Origin of the sequence: Methylobacillus flagellatus KT, assembly GCF_000013705.1 — a bacterium.
GTDB classification, from domain to species: domain Bacteria; phylum Pseudomonadota; class Gammaproteobacteria; order Burkholderiales; family Methylophilaceae; genus Methylobacillus; species Methylobacillus flagellatus.
Window position 1 is genome coordinate 2,067,853 of the sequence record NC_007947.1, and the last position, 15,775, is coordinate 2,083,627.

Sequence of the window (15,775 nt, forward strand, 5' to 3'; positions counted from 1 at the left end):
TGCCGGGAATGCCTGGCAGTAGCGCACAAGCACTTCCATTCTAAACACGCAGCGCCCGTCCACTATTGGCGGCCAGGTACTGCAAAACCCTACCGGGCATGTCATTTAATGAGCTCACGTCATCCACGCCACCCATGGCAATTGCTTCCTTCGGCATGCCGAATACAACACAGCTCGCTTCGTCCTGTGCAAAGTTGTATGCGCCTGCCTGCTTCATTTTCAACATTCCTTCAGCGCCGTCTTTGCCCATGCCGGTGAGAATAACACCGATCGCATTCTTGCCCGCATTGTTCGCGGCTGAGCTGAACAGGACATCCACCGATGGGCGGTGACGGCTGACAGGTGGGCCGTCATCCAGCTGGGTCACATAGTTGGCTCCGCTGCGCGCCAGCAATAGGTGCGAATGCCCTGGCGCAATATACGCATGGCCGGGCAGGACACGCTCACCCCCTTTCGCCTCCTGCACTGAGATTTTGCACAGGGCATTCAGCCGGTTTGCAAAGGATTGCGTAAAGCCTGCAGGCATATGCTGCGTAATCAGGATGCCAGGACAGTCCGACGGCATTTGCATCAGAAAGGACTTGATTGCCTCTGTGCCCCCCGTGGAGGCGCCGATGATAATGAGTTTTTCGCTACTGATCAGCGGATTGCCTACCAAAGGCAAACCCGCGCCGCCTGCCACAGGGGTCAATGGTTTCCTCGCAATCAATCGTGCCCTGGAGGCTGCGCGTATCTTGTCTGCGATCATTTCGCTATATTCATGCATGCCATTGGCAATCGAAATTTTCGGCTTGGTAACGAAATCCACTGCACCCAGCTCCATCGCGCGCATCGTGATTTCCGAGCCGCGCTCAGTCAGTGAGGAAATCATCACGACCGGCATCGGGCGCAAGCGCATGAGGCGCTCAAGAAAATCCAGCCCGTCCATCTTGGGCATTTCCACATCCAGAGTCAGCACATCAGGATTCTTTTGCTTGATCATTTCGCGGGCGATCAGGGGGTCGGGAGCCGTCCCGACAACCTCGAGGTCAGGCTGCTGGTTGATGATTTCGGTCAGCAGGCTGCGAATCAGCGCTGAATCGTCGATGATAAGAACTTTTATAGTCATGTCATTGCCTTTTTATTGATCGATCGCCTGGCCCCTGGCTTCCTCCCAGCCACCATGCATGCTCCGGAGCCTGCATTCAAAACAATTCCACCTCGCCAGCCACCTTGTTCGCCTTCAACCTCTTGGCATAGCTCTCTTCACGTGAAATCAAGGTGTTGTTGTGCATTTGCTTCAGCTTCTTGACCAATACGCGTCCGGTTCTGGGGAAGAAATACACTTTCCTGGGATAGATATCGTTCAGGTCCTCGCCCACCACGCGGATATTCTCGTCGCGCAAATACTTACGCACAAAGGCCGCATTCTTCTCGCCGATATTGATCGCCGTAAAACCGCTCAGCACATTGCCTCCACCAAAAATCTTGGCTTCCAGGTTCTCTCTGCGCGCGCCATTCTTCAATAGCTGGTTGATCAATACTTCCATGGCGTAAGTCCCATAACGGGCTGATTCCGACACTGGGTTGTTGGCATCAGCAGGGTTGCCTTCCGGCAACATGAAATGATTCATGCCACCGATGCCGGAAACCTTGTCGCGGATGCAGGCGGATACGCATGAGCCCAGCACCGTCACGATGACGATATCCTGATTGGTCGTGTAATACTCCCCGGGCAGAATCTTGGCAGCTTCGCAATTGAAGGTTTTGTCGAAATACAAGTTGGTCGCCAACTGCTCTTCTATCGGATTGGCCATGTTCAGCCTCCACGCCGATTGAGGGTATACACCGTCTTGCCCAGCAGCCTGAATGCGTCAGTGGCATAAAGGAAATTTTCAGAATGTCCGGCAAACAGCAACCCATCGGGCTTCAGCAGCGGAACGAAGCGCTTGAGAATCGACGATTGCGTCGGCTTGTCGAAATAGATCATGACATTTCGGCAGAAAATAGCATCAAATGGCCCGCTGATCGGCCAACTGCTACTCAGCAGGTTCAACGGCATGAAACTGACCAGTTTGCGCAAATCATCGCGTACCCGCACCAAACCCTGCTGCTTCCCTGTCCCACGCAAAAAGAATTTCTTCTTCTGTTCGATCGACAATTTCTCAATACGGTCATAGGCATATATGCCCGCAGCAGCCGTTGCCAGCACATTGGTATCAATATCGGTGGCAATGATCTCGACGGGAGGACGCAGTGTACCAAATGCCTCACAAGCGGTTATCGCGAGACTATAGGGCTCCTCCCCAGTGGAGCTTGCACAGCACCAAATGGAAATAGGATGGGCCGCCTTGCTGATATGCTCCGCGAGAATGGGAAAATGGTGGTGCTCACGAAAAAATGATGTCAGGTTGGTAGTAAGCGCATTGGTAAAGGCTTCCCATTCCTCCGACCCAGTCCCGCTTTCCAGCGTATCAAGATAATGCTGGAAGCTGGACATGCCGGTCGCCCGCAAGCGCCTCGCCAGGCGGCTGTAAACCATCTCATGCTTGGAATCCGACAGCGAAATGCCGGCCGCCTGGTAGATCAGCTTGCGTACGCGGGCAAAATCCGCTTCTGTAAAATCAAACTCCTTGCCGACATTCGATTGGCTGACTATGCGCGAATTCAATTATCCATTCCTCTGCCTATGCATAATGGTCAAAATTCTTCCCATTCGTCGCTGGAAAGGTCCGACCCGACGACCTTCTTATGGATACCTGATCTGGATGGCGTTGCATTGGGAATCGCGGCGGGCTTGGCATTCACTTTTGCCACAGATACCCTTTGTTTTGCAGAGGCGCTCGATACAACGTCTGCCTTGACTTTGGAAGGGGGAGTTTCAGGCGCAGACTCTTTCGCTTGAGCCCTAGGGTCTCGCTCCAGCGGGGTATCCCTGCCATTGCCAAGCTTGAATACACTTGCCGCACGCTCGAGCTGCAATACATCCTGCCGCAGCGCATCGGCCGCTGCAGCGGACTCCTCGACCAGGGCAGCATTGCGCTGCGTGACTTCATCCATATCATTGACAGCATGGTTCACTTGGTCGATACCTGCGCTCTGCTCGATCGAGGCGGCGGATATTTCCGCCATGATATCGGTGACATTACGCACTGAAGCCACAATTTCCGTCATCGTGGTGCCGGCCTGGTCAACGAACTCGACACCGGCCTCAACCCGTTCGACTGAATCAGAAATCAATCCCTTGATTTCTTTGGCCGCCGCCGCAGAACGATGTGCCAAATTGCGCACTTCGCTCGCCACGACCGCGAACCCACGCCCCTGCTCGCCAGCACGTGCTGCCTCAACGGCTGCATTCAATGCCAGGATATTGGTCTGAAAAGCAATGCCGTCAATCACGCCGATGATGTCTGAAATCTTGTTGGCCGACTCGCTGATCAAGCGCATCCGATCCCTGACTTCCCCGATCACTTCTCCACCCCGGGCAGCCACGCTGGAAGCGGATATCACCAACTGATTGGCCTGCCGTGCATTGTCGGCATTCTGTTTCACCGTCGAAGCAAGCTCTTCCATGGAACTGGCCGTTTCCTCCAGCGAGCTGGCCTGAGACTCGGTGCGCGCCGACAGGTCGTTATTGCCGTTGGCAATTTCGTTTACCCCGGTATTGATGCGCTGCATATTGGTACGAATGTCGGTGATCATGGCCACAATGTTGACATTCATCTGGTTGAGAGCCCGCAACAGCATGCCTGTCTCATCCGTCTTGCTCGCACTGAACTTGTGCGAAAGATCGCCGCTGGCAAGCGCATTCGCAATGTCAGTCGCTTCACGGAGCGGCTTGATCACTGAGTTGGATAGTGAAACCGCTAGACTGAGCATCGCGACCATGGCCACCAGGGCGCCACCAACAACGAAACTGATATCCAGCCCATTGAATGTTGCAGCGATGACAACCACCATGGCCAGAAGAATGGCGATGGTAGTCACCGCAACTTGTGTTTTCAATGTCATTTGCATTGCTCTTCTTACTCGCGATATGAAGTCTGTTTTCAGAATCTCGCCACGATGCAACTTGAGTCCATGATGTTTGTTTTCACGCAAACGGGCATAAATCTGAGAAGCTTGCTCGACCTGCTGACGCGACGGCTTGACGCGTACAGACATATATCCCACGACATTGCCGTTCTGCCGCATTGGAGTTGCGTTTGCCAATACCCAGTAATAGTCACCGTTCTTACGTCGGTTCTTGACCATTCCTGTCCAAGGCAATCCGGCTTTCAGCGTTGCCCACATGTCGGCAAAGGCTTCGGGAGGCATGTCCGGATGGCGCACCAGATTATGTGGTGAGCCAATCAGTTCATCTTCGGTAAAACCACTCACCTCAATGAAATCCTGGTTGATGTAAGTGATCTTTCCTTGGAGGTCAGTCGTCGACAAAATCGACTGACCATCCTGCAGAAAATACTCGTTGTTGGTCACAGGCATATTGATACGCATGCTATTTTTCTCCTAATCTTCAGTATGGAATTCCACGTGCATCCTTCTGCCTTTTGTTCGAAACAAGTATTTTATTTTTATAGCTATTTTTTTAATTTATTTTAAACACGCCGACCGTAGAGGACAGTTTCTGCGCCTGCTCCTCGAGACTTTCTGCCGCTGCCGCTGCCTGTTCAACCAAAGCCGCATTCTGCTGGGTCATTTCATCCATTTGCCCGATCGCGATGTTCACCTGCTCGATACCAGCGCTTTGTTCCTGACTGGCAGAAGTAATTTCACCCATGATGTCGGCCACGCGCTGCACTGAGCTCACGATTTCGCTCATCGTGGTACCGGCTTGGTCCACCAGCTTGTTGCCGATGTCAACCTTCTCAACGGAGTCGCCGATCAGGCCCTTGATTTCTTTCGCTGCAGCAGCAGAGCGCTGCGCCAAATTGCGCACTTCGCTCGCCACGACCGCAAACCCACGTCCCTGCTCGCCAGCACGTGCTGCCTCAACGGCTGCATTCAATGCCAGGATATTGGTCTGAAAGGCAATGCCGTCAATCACGCCGATGATATCCACGATCTTTCGTGAACTCTCCTTGATCGATCCCATGGTGCTGACCACCTGGTCGACCACATGTCCGCCCCGTACCGCAGACTCCGACGCCGTAATCACCAGCTGGTTCGCCTGTCTTGCATTGTCGGCATTCTGCCGTACGGTCGAAGTCAGCTCTTCCATGGAACTAGCGGTCTGCTCCAAGCTGGATGCCTGGCTTTCCGTGCGGGAGGAAAGGTCTGCATTGCCAGAGGAAATTTCGCTGGTCGCGACCAGCATGGTATCCGTACTGCCGCGTACCTCAGTCACCAGCCTGCGTAGCTCCTGGATCATGAAACGAATGCCGACCAGCAGCTTGCCAGGCTCATCAGAAGCATTCTCGTCGATCATATCGAGCAAATCATTCTGGCGCGGCGCCAGGTCGCCCTTGGAAACACGTCCGATCACGCGGATACCATAGTTGATGGGCTCGATGATCGACACCGTGATCACTCTGGCAAATACCACACCGAGCACAAGGGCCAGCACCCCCAGACCAACCACCAGAATACGCCCCTGGACACTGGCACTTTTATTGGCTGCGGCCAGCGCCAACGTCTTGTCACGCTCATACTGCAAAAGCTCATCCATTGCATTCTGGTAGATATCACGGGCAGCCTGGAAGCTGCTGTCCACAGTTTCGTAATATGCCTTCTCGTCCGAGATGAGCTTATTACTGACATTGCGCTTTTCTTCCAGGCTCACTTGTTCATTAGTCAGCCAGTTTTCCAGCGCAGCGGCACGCACGTTTAACCCTACCCGCACCTTGAAGGCCTCGCTACGTGCTTGGTCGAACGCTTCCCGTGCCTTGTTGACCTTCTGCAACAAAGGCTGGTATTCATCTCCCTGCATGGATTCCACAACCTGGGCCTGAAGCTTGTCGGTTTCTTGTGAGTATTGGTTCACCCTGTCAAGGAAGTAGGCTTCTTGGCTCTGACTGCGATTCCTGATATATGCCACGGCATTGGTAATATTCATATTGGTATGCAGCTTCCAATCATTCAGCAGCGCCTGCCTGCTCGCGGATTGCGTGACAATCTCATCCGTACGGTGACTCATGGATGTCATCAGCACCAGGCTAAGAATGACGATCACCGCGAGCAGAAGCAGCAACGATCCAAAACCTATCATCAGGCGCTTGGTGATCTGCAGGCTATACATGTAATTCATCAATGGATTCAGTAGCTTCATCATTTCTCATCTCCGCCCTTAGAATTGAATATTTATTTTTTTTAAGGTTATGTTGTAATTAAGCTTCCACAGCGATCTGGTCGACCAAGCCCATTTCCGAACTACTCATCAATTTGTCGATATCAACCAGTATCAGCATGCGATCATCCAGCGTGCCCAAGCCAATCAGGTAGTCGGTGCTCAGAATGGCCCCCATTTCCGGCGCGGGCTTGATCTGTTGCGCACTCAGGGTCGTGACGTCGGAAACACTGTCCACCACGATCCCGGTCACGCGACCATTGATATTGAGGATAATGACGACCGTGAACTGGTCATAGGTTGGCGTCCCCAGGTTGAACCTGATGCGCATGTCTACGATCGGGACGATAATGCCGCGCAGATTGATCACGCCCTTGATAAATTCCGGCGCATTGACGATCCTGGTCACGCTTTCGTAACCGCGGATTTCCTGCACCTTGAGGATATCGATCCCGTACTCCTCGTTGCCCAGCGTAAAAGCGAGAAACTCACTGTTCTCGCCTTGCGCCATTTCTGAAGCATGCGGCGGTTGGCCCTCTGCTTTATGACTTGTTAGTTCTAACATGACACACCTCTTAATGAATGGAAGTTTCAGTGATCAACTGCCTGCTGGAGCGCAGCAAATTGGCAACATCCAGAATCAGTGCAACGCCGCCATCGCCGAGGATGGTAGCGCCGGAAATTCCTGCCACCTTGCGGTAATTGGATTCCAGATTCTTCACCACAACCTGCTGCTGCCCTACCAGCTCATCCACGAACAGAGCGGCTTTCTTGCCATCTGCCTGCAAAACCACGAGGATGCCATCCTCGGGGGCGCGATAAAGTGGCTCGATACCAAACATCTGGTATAGGGGAATCAGTGGTAAGTAATCTTCACGCACCTTGACCAGACGGCCTTGGCCAGTCACCTCCTTGACGTCGTCCGCGGATGGCTGCAACGACTCCATGACAAAGCTCAGCGGCAGGATATAGACCTCCTCCCCCACCCGGATAGACATGCCGTCAAGGATCGCCAGGGTCAACGGCAGCGAAATCGAAATGGTCGTGCCGTATCCCGCAGCCGAGCGTATGTCGACTACGCCCCCCATGGCAGTGATGTTGCGCTTGACCACGTCCATGCCCACCCCACGACCAGAAACATCGGTCACCTGCTCAGCGGTTGAAAAGCCGGGAGCAAAGATCAATTGCCATACATCGCTGTCGGGCATGGTGTCGGAAACGCTCAGGCCTGAGGACTTCGCCTTGTTGAGAATACGCTCACGGTTCAAGCCGCCACCATCATCGCTCACCTCAATGATGATATTGCCGCCCTGGTGCCCCGCTGACAGGGACAAGCGCCCAACCGGGCTTTTGCCTGCCGCAGTACGCACTTCGGGCGGCTCGATACCATGGTCGATACTGTTGCGTACCAGGTGGGTCAGCGGATCGACAATGCGCTCGATCAGCCCCTTATCCAGCTCTGTGGCCGCGCCGTTGGTGACGAACTCGACCTTTTTGCCAAGCTTGCTTGCAAGATCGCGCACCATGCGCGGGAAACGGGAGAACACATAATCCATGGGCATCATGCGGATCGACATGACAGCCTCCTGCAAGTCCCGGGTATTGCGTGTCAGCTGGCCCACGCTGTTGAGCAACCGCTCGTGCACCATGGGATCCAGCGTGCTGGTGCGTTGCTCTATCATCGCCTGGGTGATCACCAGCTCCCCGACCAGGTTGATCAATTGGTCCACCTTCTCGATCCCGACACGGATGGACGTGGTTTCCTGGCTCACTGCCACCTTGTCGGCTTCGCGGCGCGGCGCAACCCGCTTGTTTTCCAGCGGCTCACCAGTCGTCTTGGCCCCCTCGATGGGAGCTGGCTGATTCCCTGCCTCCGGCTTGGCGACACTCGCATCGAATAGGCCGAAATCGCCTTCATCCAGCGGCTTTTCCGCGGCCTGTGTCGATGATGGCTGTACGCTTTCTGTTCCGGGGGGGATGTTTGCCTCTGCCACCTTGAGCTTGTCGACATCAACGACAAAGGAACTCACGGCCAGGATGCTGTCGCGCTTTTCCTCGGTTTCCAGCCACAGCGAGCGCAGTTTGCCAGCCATCGGCTGCACCACAACCTTGCCGAGCAACTCCAGCTCCGACACCAGCGTGCTCCAATCCTTGTCCGTGATATCCGGGATTTCGATGAGAAACCCTTGCCCGCCCTTAGATGATGGCTTGGCTGAGCTCATATCCTGCGCTCCGCCACTTTGCTCCGTAATGACCAGATCGTCGGGGTCGAGGACAAAAGAACAGATGGCGATGATGTTTTCCAGGGTTTCGTCTGTCTCAAGCTGGATCACATGTCGGTCGCCAACCGGGGGCAATGCTTCCACCGTGCCCAGCAATGCCAGCTCCTCGGACAATGCCTTCACATCCTTGTCCGGCAATACAGGCAGCTGTACTTGGTAACGTCTAATGGCCTGCGCATCGGGCTTGGCATTCGTAGCCTCTGGCGTTTTCTCGGCCTGGGCCAATGTTTCTCGCAAAGCGGGGACGCTCTTTCCATCTTCTTGGGCGAGGACATGCAACGTGGCCTTGACCTCGCTGACGGCTTCCTGGTCCACCAGACTGCCATTACGATGTCCATCCAACTGCATCTTGAGGATATCCTTGGCGGCAAGGAACACATCCACATGCTCCGCCTGCAGCTTCATCTCGTTCTTGCGGATACGATCCAGCAAGTTCTCAAGCACATGGGTGATCTCGGTCATGTCCGCCATGCCGAAAGTCGCGGCTCCGCCCTTGATGGAGTGTACCGCCCGGAAAATGGCATTGAGATCCTCTGCACTCGGGCTCTCGATATCAAGTTCGAGCAACAAACGCTCAGCTTCCGCCAGCAGTTCATCGGACTCATCGAAGAACACCTGGTAAAACTGGCTCATGTCAATTGTCATTATTCAACTCCACATTGGTTCATGCTTGTCCATCGCAAAAAACGGAGCGAAGGCGGTGCCATGCACGGGCATCATCCGATGACACGCTGAACAACATCCAATAAGCGTTTGGGATCAAATGGCTTGACCAGCCACCCTGTCGCTCCAGCAGCACGGCCCAATGCCTTCATCTCGTCACTGGACTCTGTCGTCAACATTAATATCGGCACTTTCTGGTAGGAACTGAGGTTGCGCAGTGATTTAATCAACGTCAATCCATCCATGTTTGGCATGTTCTGATCCGTCAACACCAAATCCACGACCTGGGTCTGCGCCTTGTTCAACGCATCCTCACCATCCACCGCCTCGATGACCTGGTAGCCGGCAGCATTCAGACTGAACACCACCATCTGCCTCAATGACCCGGAGTCATCCACAGCCAGTATTGTTTTTCCCATATCTTTTAATCCCCGTTCCTGCACGCCTGTACGCTCCAGCACGTACCTGACATTGTTAAAAGAGAAACCTAGAAAAGCTCAATATCTCCAACCCCCATGTGTTGCTGATTCACCGACGACTGCAAATCGCGGTGCATGGAAGTGCGTTTTTCGTTGAGCGACTCGCTCATCTTTTGCAAAATGGCCGCAATATCCTCGCGCGAGTGCTCTGCCACCAGGGACTCATGCTGGTCTGCCATCGCCAGCAGCAACAGCTTGAGCCCGCTGACTCGTGCAAGTGCGCGAGTCAGCAATTGGTTGGTCATGTCCTCGAACTGCATGCCAGTCACGACACGGTTCACTTCGCTCTCGATCTGGCGGCTATACATCGCCACCTCGGCAATATGCTGCTGCGACAATTGCGTGCTGGTGCTCAGGCTCAAGAGTATCTGCTGCTGTGCCTGAGCAGCCCGGTTGATGGCCATGAAGCCATCCACCAGCATGCCGATTGCTTCGCGTAACAAGGCATTGGCCCGGTCAAGGTCAGTCTCCACATGCTCGAGGTGTTCCTCTCCCCAGCCGCCGAGGCTGACCAATAGCTCTCTTAATTCATTTATTGGTATAGTCTGACTTGTCATATCACTATCCTGTCCAGACCGCATTCCATCTGTAAAAAACGAGAGAAAAGTCCTGCTTGGCTCACATCATGACTTGCTAAAACTCTCTGCCACAGCAGGCACATCCTCAGCCGACTCCACCTCTGCCGATCCATAATCGTTAATCGTTTCCTCCTCCGCCTTCTTGTTCATGATGATGATGCTGATGCGGCGGTTGATGGGATTGAGCGGGTTATCCTTATCGAACAACACGGCAGAGGACAGCCCCACCACCCGCAATAGTTTTTCCTCCTTCATGCCACCGGAAACCAGTTCCCGGCGCGAGGCATTCGCACGGTCCGACGACAACTCCCAGTTACTGTAGTAACGCTCTCCACTGGGATAAGGCGCTGCGTCGGTATGCCCGGAAAGACTGATTTTGTTTGGCACGTCATTGAGCAACTGACCGATCTCGTGCAGGATCTGGCGGGCATAAGGCTGAAGTTCGGCCTTGGAAGAAGCGAACATCGGACGGTTCTGCTCATCGACGATCTGGATACGCAACCCTTCCGTCGTAATATCCAGCAGCAGCTGCTTCTTGAACTGGCGCAATGTCTCGCTGGCATCAATCGCCTCCTCGATCCGCCTCTTCAGCTCCTTGAGCTTTTCCAGCTCTGCCTTGGCAACTTCTTCCTGGGCTGTTTTCAGATCAGGCTTTTTCCGGGCGTCAATGTCTTCGGCCCGCCTGATCTGCCCCTGCTTCTTGGTCATATCATTGCCGCCCCCCTTGAGGACACTATCGCTGGCGCCGGCTCCCGACCCGCCCTGCATCGCCACCTTGAGCGGTGTCTTGAAATACTCGGAGATTCCCTGCAGGTCCGCCTTGGTTGTGGATCCCAGCAACCACATCAGCAGGAAAAATGCCATCATGGCCGTCACAAAATCGGCATAAGCGATTTTCCAGGCGCCCCCATGGTGCCCGCCAGCATGCTTATTGATGCGTTTGACGACGATTCTGACGTTTTCCTTAGCCATCATGCTCTCCGTACACTAACGCGCCCGGGCCTGTTTCACATGCGCCTCAAGCTCGGCGAACTCAGGACGCTCTGTCGAATACAGCACCTTGCGACCAAACTCCACTGCGATGGCAGGCGCATAACTGTTATGACTGGCAAGCAAAGTAACCTTGGCACACTGAAGCATTTTGGAAGATTCATCAGCCTTGCGCTCCAGCAGGCTGGCCAAGGGTCCGACGAATCCATAGGCAAGGAGGATGCCGAGAAAAGTACCGACCAGCGCATGGGCAATCAACATACCAAGCTCGCCCGGGGGCAATCCCACGGATTCCATGGTATGCACCACTCCCATCACCGCCGCCACGATACCGAATGCAGGCATTCCCTCGCCTAAGCGGGCAATACAGTGGGAAGGCACCATGCTTTCATGGTGATGTGTCTCGATTTCGTTATCCATGAGGTTTTCGATCTGGAACGCATCCATGTTTCCAGACGTCATCAGGCGCAGGTAATCGCAGATAAAATCCATCAGATGATGGTCGGCAAGAATGTCCGGGTACTTGGAGAAAATCTGGCTGGCTTCGGGATTATCGATGTCACTCTCGATCGCCATCATCCCGTCGCGGCGGATTTTGGTGAGGATTTCAAACAGCAGCGCCAATAGGTCCATATAGCGTGCCTTGGTATATTTCGACCCTTTGAATACACTGGGCAACGCCTTCAAGGTAGCCTTGATCGCTTTTGCATCGTTACCGACGAGAAAGGCGCCAATGGCCGCCCCGCCGATCATCAGCAACTCTATTGGCTGGAACAAGGCGGCCAGATGTCCGCCCGCCATGGCGAATCCGCCAAAGACACTTCCCAGTACTACCAGATACCCCGCTATCACCAGCATATCAGCAAGCTCCGCCCGGGTTGCACAGACCCGATTTCTTAAGTTGTTTTCAGCATAGCAATCAAGCTGATGTTCTGATCGCGGTAATTGAAGTGCAATAACCCTTTATATCTGAATCATCGGGACCTGAATGCCTCCTGATGCGCCATGTCCCGCATCAAAGCTCCCAAACGAAAATACTCGGGGCACCGGGCCTATCCTGAATTTGCAATTTGGGAACCACTCCCGGAATCTCAAACTCGTAACTGATAAGCAAACTACCTGCCTGCATTTCCTTCTTGGCCTTGCGCCAGACATCAGGCATCGCCGCCGGGGAGAGATACGCGAACACTACGTCATACTCAGAAAGATTAACGGCCTGGTAGTCGCCATACTTGAATGAGACGGGAGATTTTTTTAAGTAGGTCAACAAGACGCTTACCAGCCATGGCAAAGGCGCGAGCTCAACTCCGGCACAGCTGGCATTCAGGCGCTCACGTGCCAGATAGAGGACAAGCCCTCCCGTGCCGCTGCCGATATCGAGCACACTGACCTTCCTGTCAGCAGGAACAAGCGCCTTCACCTGACGCCAGGTTGCAGGCAGAGATGGATAGAAAGGCACCTGGGTGCGATACGTGCTCCAGAACACGGCCAGGGTAAAACAAAACGCCAGCAGATATATCCATGCAGGTAACTGCCACTGCAGCATGAGCAGGACAGCCACGGGGAATAGCAAGTGTATCCACCGCCACCAAACGGCCATTGCCAGCAGGATGGACAAGATAGAGGCAACCACACCTTGCAGCAGGAACAGCATCCAAACCGGCAACCCACCCCAGCCAGACCGCCATAGCGCCTGGCTAACCCCCCACACTGCCACAAGCGCCGCCAGCTGGATAAAAAAAGCCAGGATAGCGGGGGGAAGCCGCCTCCTGGCATCACTCAACTCCGGCGCTTGCTCCTGCTTACCCAACATGGGCAGGAACCATTAAACACTGTAGAAACCTCATATCGATTGGTTACGCCGTCAATGCCGCAGCACGCTCCTTGGCCTTTCTGGTCTTGCCGGCACGTGAAGGCACATGGCAAAGGTTGCATTGGTAGCTGTCATGCAGATCATAGGCATTGACGACAAACTCTCCGCCACAGCAACTGCAACGCTGCATTTTTAACATGTTGCTGTCGAGAAAACGGATTAGGGTCCAGGCACGCGTCAATGACAGCACCACGTCATCATCATGTGGTTCGCTCCCCACTTGCTGCAGATAGAGCTTGTAAGCCTTCATGACCGCCGTGATGCCTGTTACCCCGGCATGCTGAATCAGGAAATGATAAATGTTGGCAAAAATCGAAGAGTGGATATTCGGTTGCCACGTCAGGAACCAATCGGTGGAAAAGGGTAGCATGCCCTTAGGTGGCGATACCCCCTTGATTTCCTTGTACAGCTTGATCAGGCGCTCGCGAGACAATGTGGTCTGGGACTCCAGAAGCTGCAGCCTTGCGCCAAGATGAATCATCTGGATGGCCAACTGGATTTGCTCTGCTTCGTTGATGACACTCTTACTCATGATACCCCCCGATACCCAATGAAGTACTGATCCTTCTGCCTGAATGTTGTTTGGTTCAGGCCATTATTCTATTGGCTTTAATGCTCAGGCAATTTCCTCAACACCCTGTCCCGCCATCAAGATAGCGGCGTGGGCCTGGGCCTGCATACGATCCTTGGTATAGCTTGTCAGCATGCCGAGAATTGCCGTGTCATCGAAGCGGAAACGCGTCAGCATCATGTTGAAGCTACTCAGTTTCAACAATTGCGCATTGCTCAGACCCTCCAGCAAATCTGCAATCTCCTGACTCAAACCAAGACGGAAAATCGCACTCGCCTTATCCGCACGGATCATTTGCTGCGCCAGCATCAGATAACTCAGGTTTGCGTCTTTGATTTCTGCCATGATTTCTTGCTCGTTCATTTTCCAGCTCCCTTGCTTGAGAAAAGTCAGCGCTGCATATGCAGTGCAGGTGAGACGTACTTTGAACTGTTTGGGATCAGGCAAATACTGGGGTCTGTCGGTTTTTCACGTAAGACAAACGAACACAGCCGATACAGTGTTTGTCTTACAAACACTGTATCGGCCTTGGGAGACAAGGCTTTCCAGAGGAGGAGCAACACTTTTTTTATAAAGCTAGTGCAATCTAACGATGCATATCTTTCACAATATTTTCAGCAATACATGTTTAACGACAGCAACTAATCAATCTTTAGGGGAAATTCAAAAAAAATTTCTAAAAATTTATAAGTTATTGTTTTATAACTAAATAATAAAATTAATTTCCTGTATTCATTCTATCTATCGGCAGATGGGCACCAGACTTTAGGCATTCTTTAAAAAAAATTTCATTCCTTTGGCAGGAATAACCGGTTTTCCCCCCTCTATTCTTCGATTCCATTCCTGTCTGCGTGGCAAATAATGCAGTCATCATGAAGGGCAACATGGACAAGACATATATGTTGCCTCCATCAGGAAACCGACGCACATGGCACAAGATAGTGATTTGGAAAAAACGGAACAGCCCACGCCCCGGCGCATCGAAAAAGCCCGGGAGGATGGCGATGTCCCGCGTTCGCGCGAGTTTTCCACTTGCGTCGTACTGATGGCGGGCGGGCTTGGTCTCATGATGCTAGGAAGCAGGCTCAACCAGGCGATGCTGAGTAACATGATCAGCAGCCTGCGTATCAGCCGCGAGGCTGCCTTCGACTTCAGCTTACTGCTCAGCAAGATTGCGAGCGGCGTCCTGGATTTGCTGATCGCATTTGCGCCTTTGATCCTGTTGCTGCTGGTCGTGATTGTGGGCGCCCCGGTACTGGTGGGCGGTTGGAATTTCAGCAACAAGGCGTTCCTCCCCAAGTTCAGCAAACTCAACCCGCTCAACGGTATCAAGAACCTGTTTTCGAAGAATTCACTGGTAGAGCTGATCAAGGCCATCTTGAAGGCCGCCTTGGTAGGCACTGTTTCCTACATGGTAATGGCGCACGATTTCGACACCCTGCTCTCGCTGCCGACACAGCCCCTAGAAACTGGTATTGCCCAAGTGGACGATATCTTGATCAAGGGATTCCTTTTCATTGTGTCGGCACTGGTGCTGGTCGCACTGATTGACGTGCCCTACCAGCGCTGGAGCTACACCAATAAGCTCAAGATGACCAAGGAAGAGGTCAAGCAGGAAGCCAAGGAAAGCGACGGCAATCCACAGATCAAGGGGCGTATCCGCCAGCAGCAACGTGAAATGGCTCGCCGCCGCATGATGGCCGAGATCCCCAAGGCAGACGTGGTGATCACCAACCCGACTCACTATGCCGTGGCCATCAAGTATGACGACCAATCCATGGCGGCTCCTCGCGTGATCGCCAAGGGCGCCGATGATATCGCCCTCAAGATCCGGGAAATCGCCGGCGAACATAACGTTGCCATCCTGGAATCCCCTAAGCTGGCACGGGCCCTTTTCGCCCATACCGAACTGGGCGATGAAATCCCGCAAGCGCTCTATGCCGCTGTCGCCGAAATCCTGGCGTATGTCTTCCAGCTGCGCAGCTACAAGACGCACGGCGGCTATTATCCCGACATGCCAACCGTATTGGACGTGCCGGACGCGATGGACCCTCATATGAAAGGAGACAGCTAA

15 protein-coding genes are annotated in these 15,775 nt (G+C 53.6%); 1 reads left to right on the forward strand and 14 read right to left on the reverse strand.

Annotated elements, in window-relative coordinates; all coding sequences use genetic code 11:
• Window positions 1-40 precede the first annotated feature (40 nt).
• The 14 genes from MFLA_RS09860 to flhD all read right to left on the reverse strand — a co-directional run bounded on the left by MFLA_RS09860 (window position 41) and on the right by flhD (window position 14,064).
• Window positions 41-1,108: a protein-glutamate methylesterase/protein-glutamine glutaminase gene (locus MFLA_RS09860; protein ID WP_011480151.1), complete on the reverse strand. Its 1,068-nt coding sequence runs from the start codon at window positions 1,106-1,108 to the stop codon at window positions 41-43.
• A 76-nt stretch (window positions 1,109-1,184) separates the two neighbouring features.
• Entirely contained in the window at window positions 1,185-1,796 is a 612-nt protein-coding gene (gene cheD / locus MFLA_RS09865) for a chemoreceptor glutamine deamidase CheD (protein ID WP_011480152.1), read from the reverse strand.
• 2 nt (window positions 1,797-1,798) lie between these two features.
• Complete coding sequence (locus MFLA_RS09870; RefSeq protein WP_011480153.1) at window positions 1,799-2,650, reverse strand: CheR family methyltransferase; 852 nt, start codon at window positions 2,648-2,650, stop codon at window positions 1,799-1,801.
• 29 nt (window positions 2,651-2,679) lie between these two features.
• Window positions 2,680-4,476, reverse strand: a complete 1,797-nt coding sequence (locus MFLA_RS15040; RefSeq protein WP_011480154.1) for a methyl-accepting chemotaxis protein — start codon at window positions 4,474-4,476, stop codon at window positions 2,680-2,682.
• A 91-nt stretch (window positions 4,477-4,567) separates the two neighbouring features.
• The gene (locus MFLA_RS15045; RefSeq protein ID WP_011480155.1) at window positions 4,568-6,250 is read right to left on the reverse strand and encodes a methyl-accepting chemotaxis protein; all 1,683 of its coding nucleotides are present in this window, start codon (window positions 6,248-6,250) and stop codon (window positions 4,568-4,570) included.
• 55 nt (window positions 6,251-6,305) lie between these two features.
• A complete protein-coding gene (locus MFLA_RS09885; RefSeq protein ID WP_048811677.1) occupies window positions 6,306-6,776 on the reverse strand; it encodes a chemotaxis protein CheW in 471 nt (156 codons plus the stop codon).
• Between the two features lie 64 nt (window positions 6,777-6,840).
• A complete protein-coding gene (locus MFLA_RS09890; protein WP_011480157.1) occupies window positions 6,841-9,192 on the reverse strand; it encodes a chemotaxis protein CheW in 2,352 nt (783 codons plus the stop codon).
• Window positions 9,193-9,263: 71 nt separating this feature from the next.
• Window positions 9,264-9,629: a response regulator gene (locus MFLA_RS09895; protein ID WP_011480158.1), complete on the reverse strand. Its 366-nt coding sequence runs from the start codon at window positions 9,627-9,629 to the stop codon at window positions 9,264-9,266.
• Between the two features lie 68 nt (window positions 9,630-9,697).
• Window positions 9,698-10,246, reverse strand: coding sequence for a hypothetical protein (locus MFLA_RS09900; protein ID WP_011480159.1), 549 nt, complete (start codon window positions 10,244-10,246; stop codon window positions 9,698-9,700).
• A gap of 66 nt (window positions 10,247-10,312) precedes the next feature.
• Window positions 10,313-11,239 carry a flagellar motor protein MotB gene (gene motB / locus MFLA_RS09905; protein ID WP_011480160.1) on the reverse strand — a complete coding sequence of 309 codons (927 nt, stop codon included), beginning with the start codon at window positions 11,237-11,239 and terminating at the stop codon, window positions 10,313-10,315.
• Between the two features lie 15 nt (window positions 11,240-11,254).
• Complete coding sequence (gene motA / locus MFLA_RS09910; protein ID WP_011480161.1) at window positions 11,255-12,115, reverse strand: flagellar motor stator protein MotA; 861 nt, start codon at window positions 12,113-12,115, stop codon at window positions 11,255-11,257.
• A gap of 157 nt (window positions 12,116-12,272) precedes the next feature.
• The gene (locus tag MFLA_RS09915) at window positions 12,273-13,070 is read right to left on the reverse strand and encodes a class I SAM-dependent methyltransferase (RefSeq protein ID WP_195741989.1); all 798 of its coding nucleotides are present in this window, start codon (window positions 13,068-13,070) and stop codon (window positions 12,273-12,275) included.
• Window positions 13,071-13,113: 43 nt separating this feature from the next.
• The gene (gene flhC / locus MFLA_RS09920; protein ID WP_195742179.1) at window positions 13,114-13,665 is read right to left on the reverse strand and encodes a flagellar transcriptional regulator FlhC; all 552 of its coding nucleotides are present in this window, start codon (window positions 13,663-13,665) and stop codon (window positions 13,114-13,116) included.
• An 81-nt stretch (window positions 13,666-13,746) separates the two neighbouring features.
• Window positions 13,747-14,064, reverse strand: a complete 318-nt coding sequence (gene flhD, locus MFLA_RS09925) for a flagellar transcriptional regulator FlhD (protein ID WP_011480164.1) — start codon at window positions 14,062-14,064, stop codon at window positions 13,747-13,749.
• A gap of 565 nt (window positions 14,065-14,629) precedes the next feature.
• On the opposite strand from flhD, the gene flhB reads away from it, so the two are divergent.
• The gene (flhB, locus tag MFLA_RS09930; RefSeq protein ID WP_011480165.1) at window positions 14,630-15,775 is read left to right on the forward strand and encodes a flagellar biosynthesis protein FlhB; all 1,146 of its coding nucleotides are present in this window, start codon (window positions 14,630-14,632) and stop codon (window positions 15,773-15,775) included.

Bases quoted from the DNA above. Each gene is read 5' to 3' on its own strand.
- MFLA_RS09860 (WP_011480151.1), bottom strand. From the start codon at position 1,108: ATGACTATAAAAGTTCTTATCATCGACGATTCAGCGCTGATTCGCAGC.
- cheD (WP_011480152.1), bottom strand. From the start codon at position 1,796: ATGGCCAATCCGATAGAAGAGCAGTTGGCGACCAACTTGTATTTCGAC.
- MFLA_RS15040 (WP_011480154.1), bottom strand. From the start codon at position 4,476: ATGCGTATCAATATGCCTGTGACCAACAACGAGTATTTTCTGCAGGAT.
- MFLA_RS15045 (WP_011480155.1), bottom strand. From the start codon at position 6,250: ATGATGAAGCTACTGAATCCATTGATGAATTACATGTATAGCCTGCAG.
- MFLA_RS09885 (WP_048811677.1), bottom strand. From the start codon at position 6,776: ATGGCGCAAGGCGAGAACAGTGAGTTTCTCGCTTTTACGCTGGGCAAC.
- MFLA_RS09890 (WP_011480157.1), bottom strand. From the start codon at position 9,192: ATGACAATTGACATGAGCCAGTTTTACCAGGTGTTCTTCGATGAGTCC.
- MFLA_RS09895 (WP_011480158.1), bottom strand. From the start codon at position 9,629: ATGGGAAAAACAATACTGGCTGTGGATGACTCCGGGTCATTGAGGCAG.
- MFLA_RS09900 (WP_011480159.1), bottom strand. From the start codon at position 10,246: ATGACAAGTCAGACTATACCAATAAATGAATTAAGAGAGCTATTGGTC.
- motB (WP_011480160.1), bottom strand. From the start codon at position 11,239: ATGGCTAAGGAAAACGTCAGAATCGTCGTCAAACGCATCAATAAGCAT.
- motA (WP_011480161.1), bottom strand. From the start codon at position 12,115: ATGCTGGTGATAGCGGGGTATCTGGTAGTACTGGGAAGTGTCTTTGGC.
- MFLA_RS09915 (WP_195741989.1), bottom strand. From the start codon at position 13,070: ATGTTGGGTAAGCAGGAGCAAGCGCCGGAGTTGAGTGATGCCAGGAGG.
- flhD (WP_011480164.1), bottom strand. From the start codon at position 14,064: ATGAACGAGCAAGAAATCATGGCAGAAATCAAAGACGCAAACCTGAGT.
- flhB (WP_011480165.1), top strand. From the start codon at position 14,630: ATGGCACAAGATAGTGATTTGGAAAAAACGGAACAGCCCACGCCCCGG.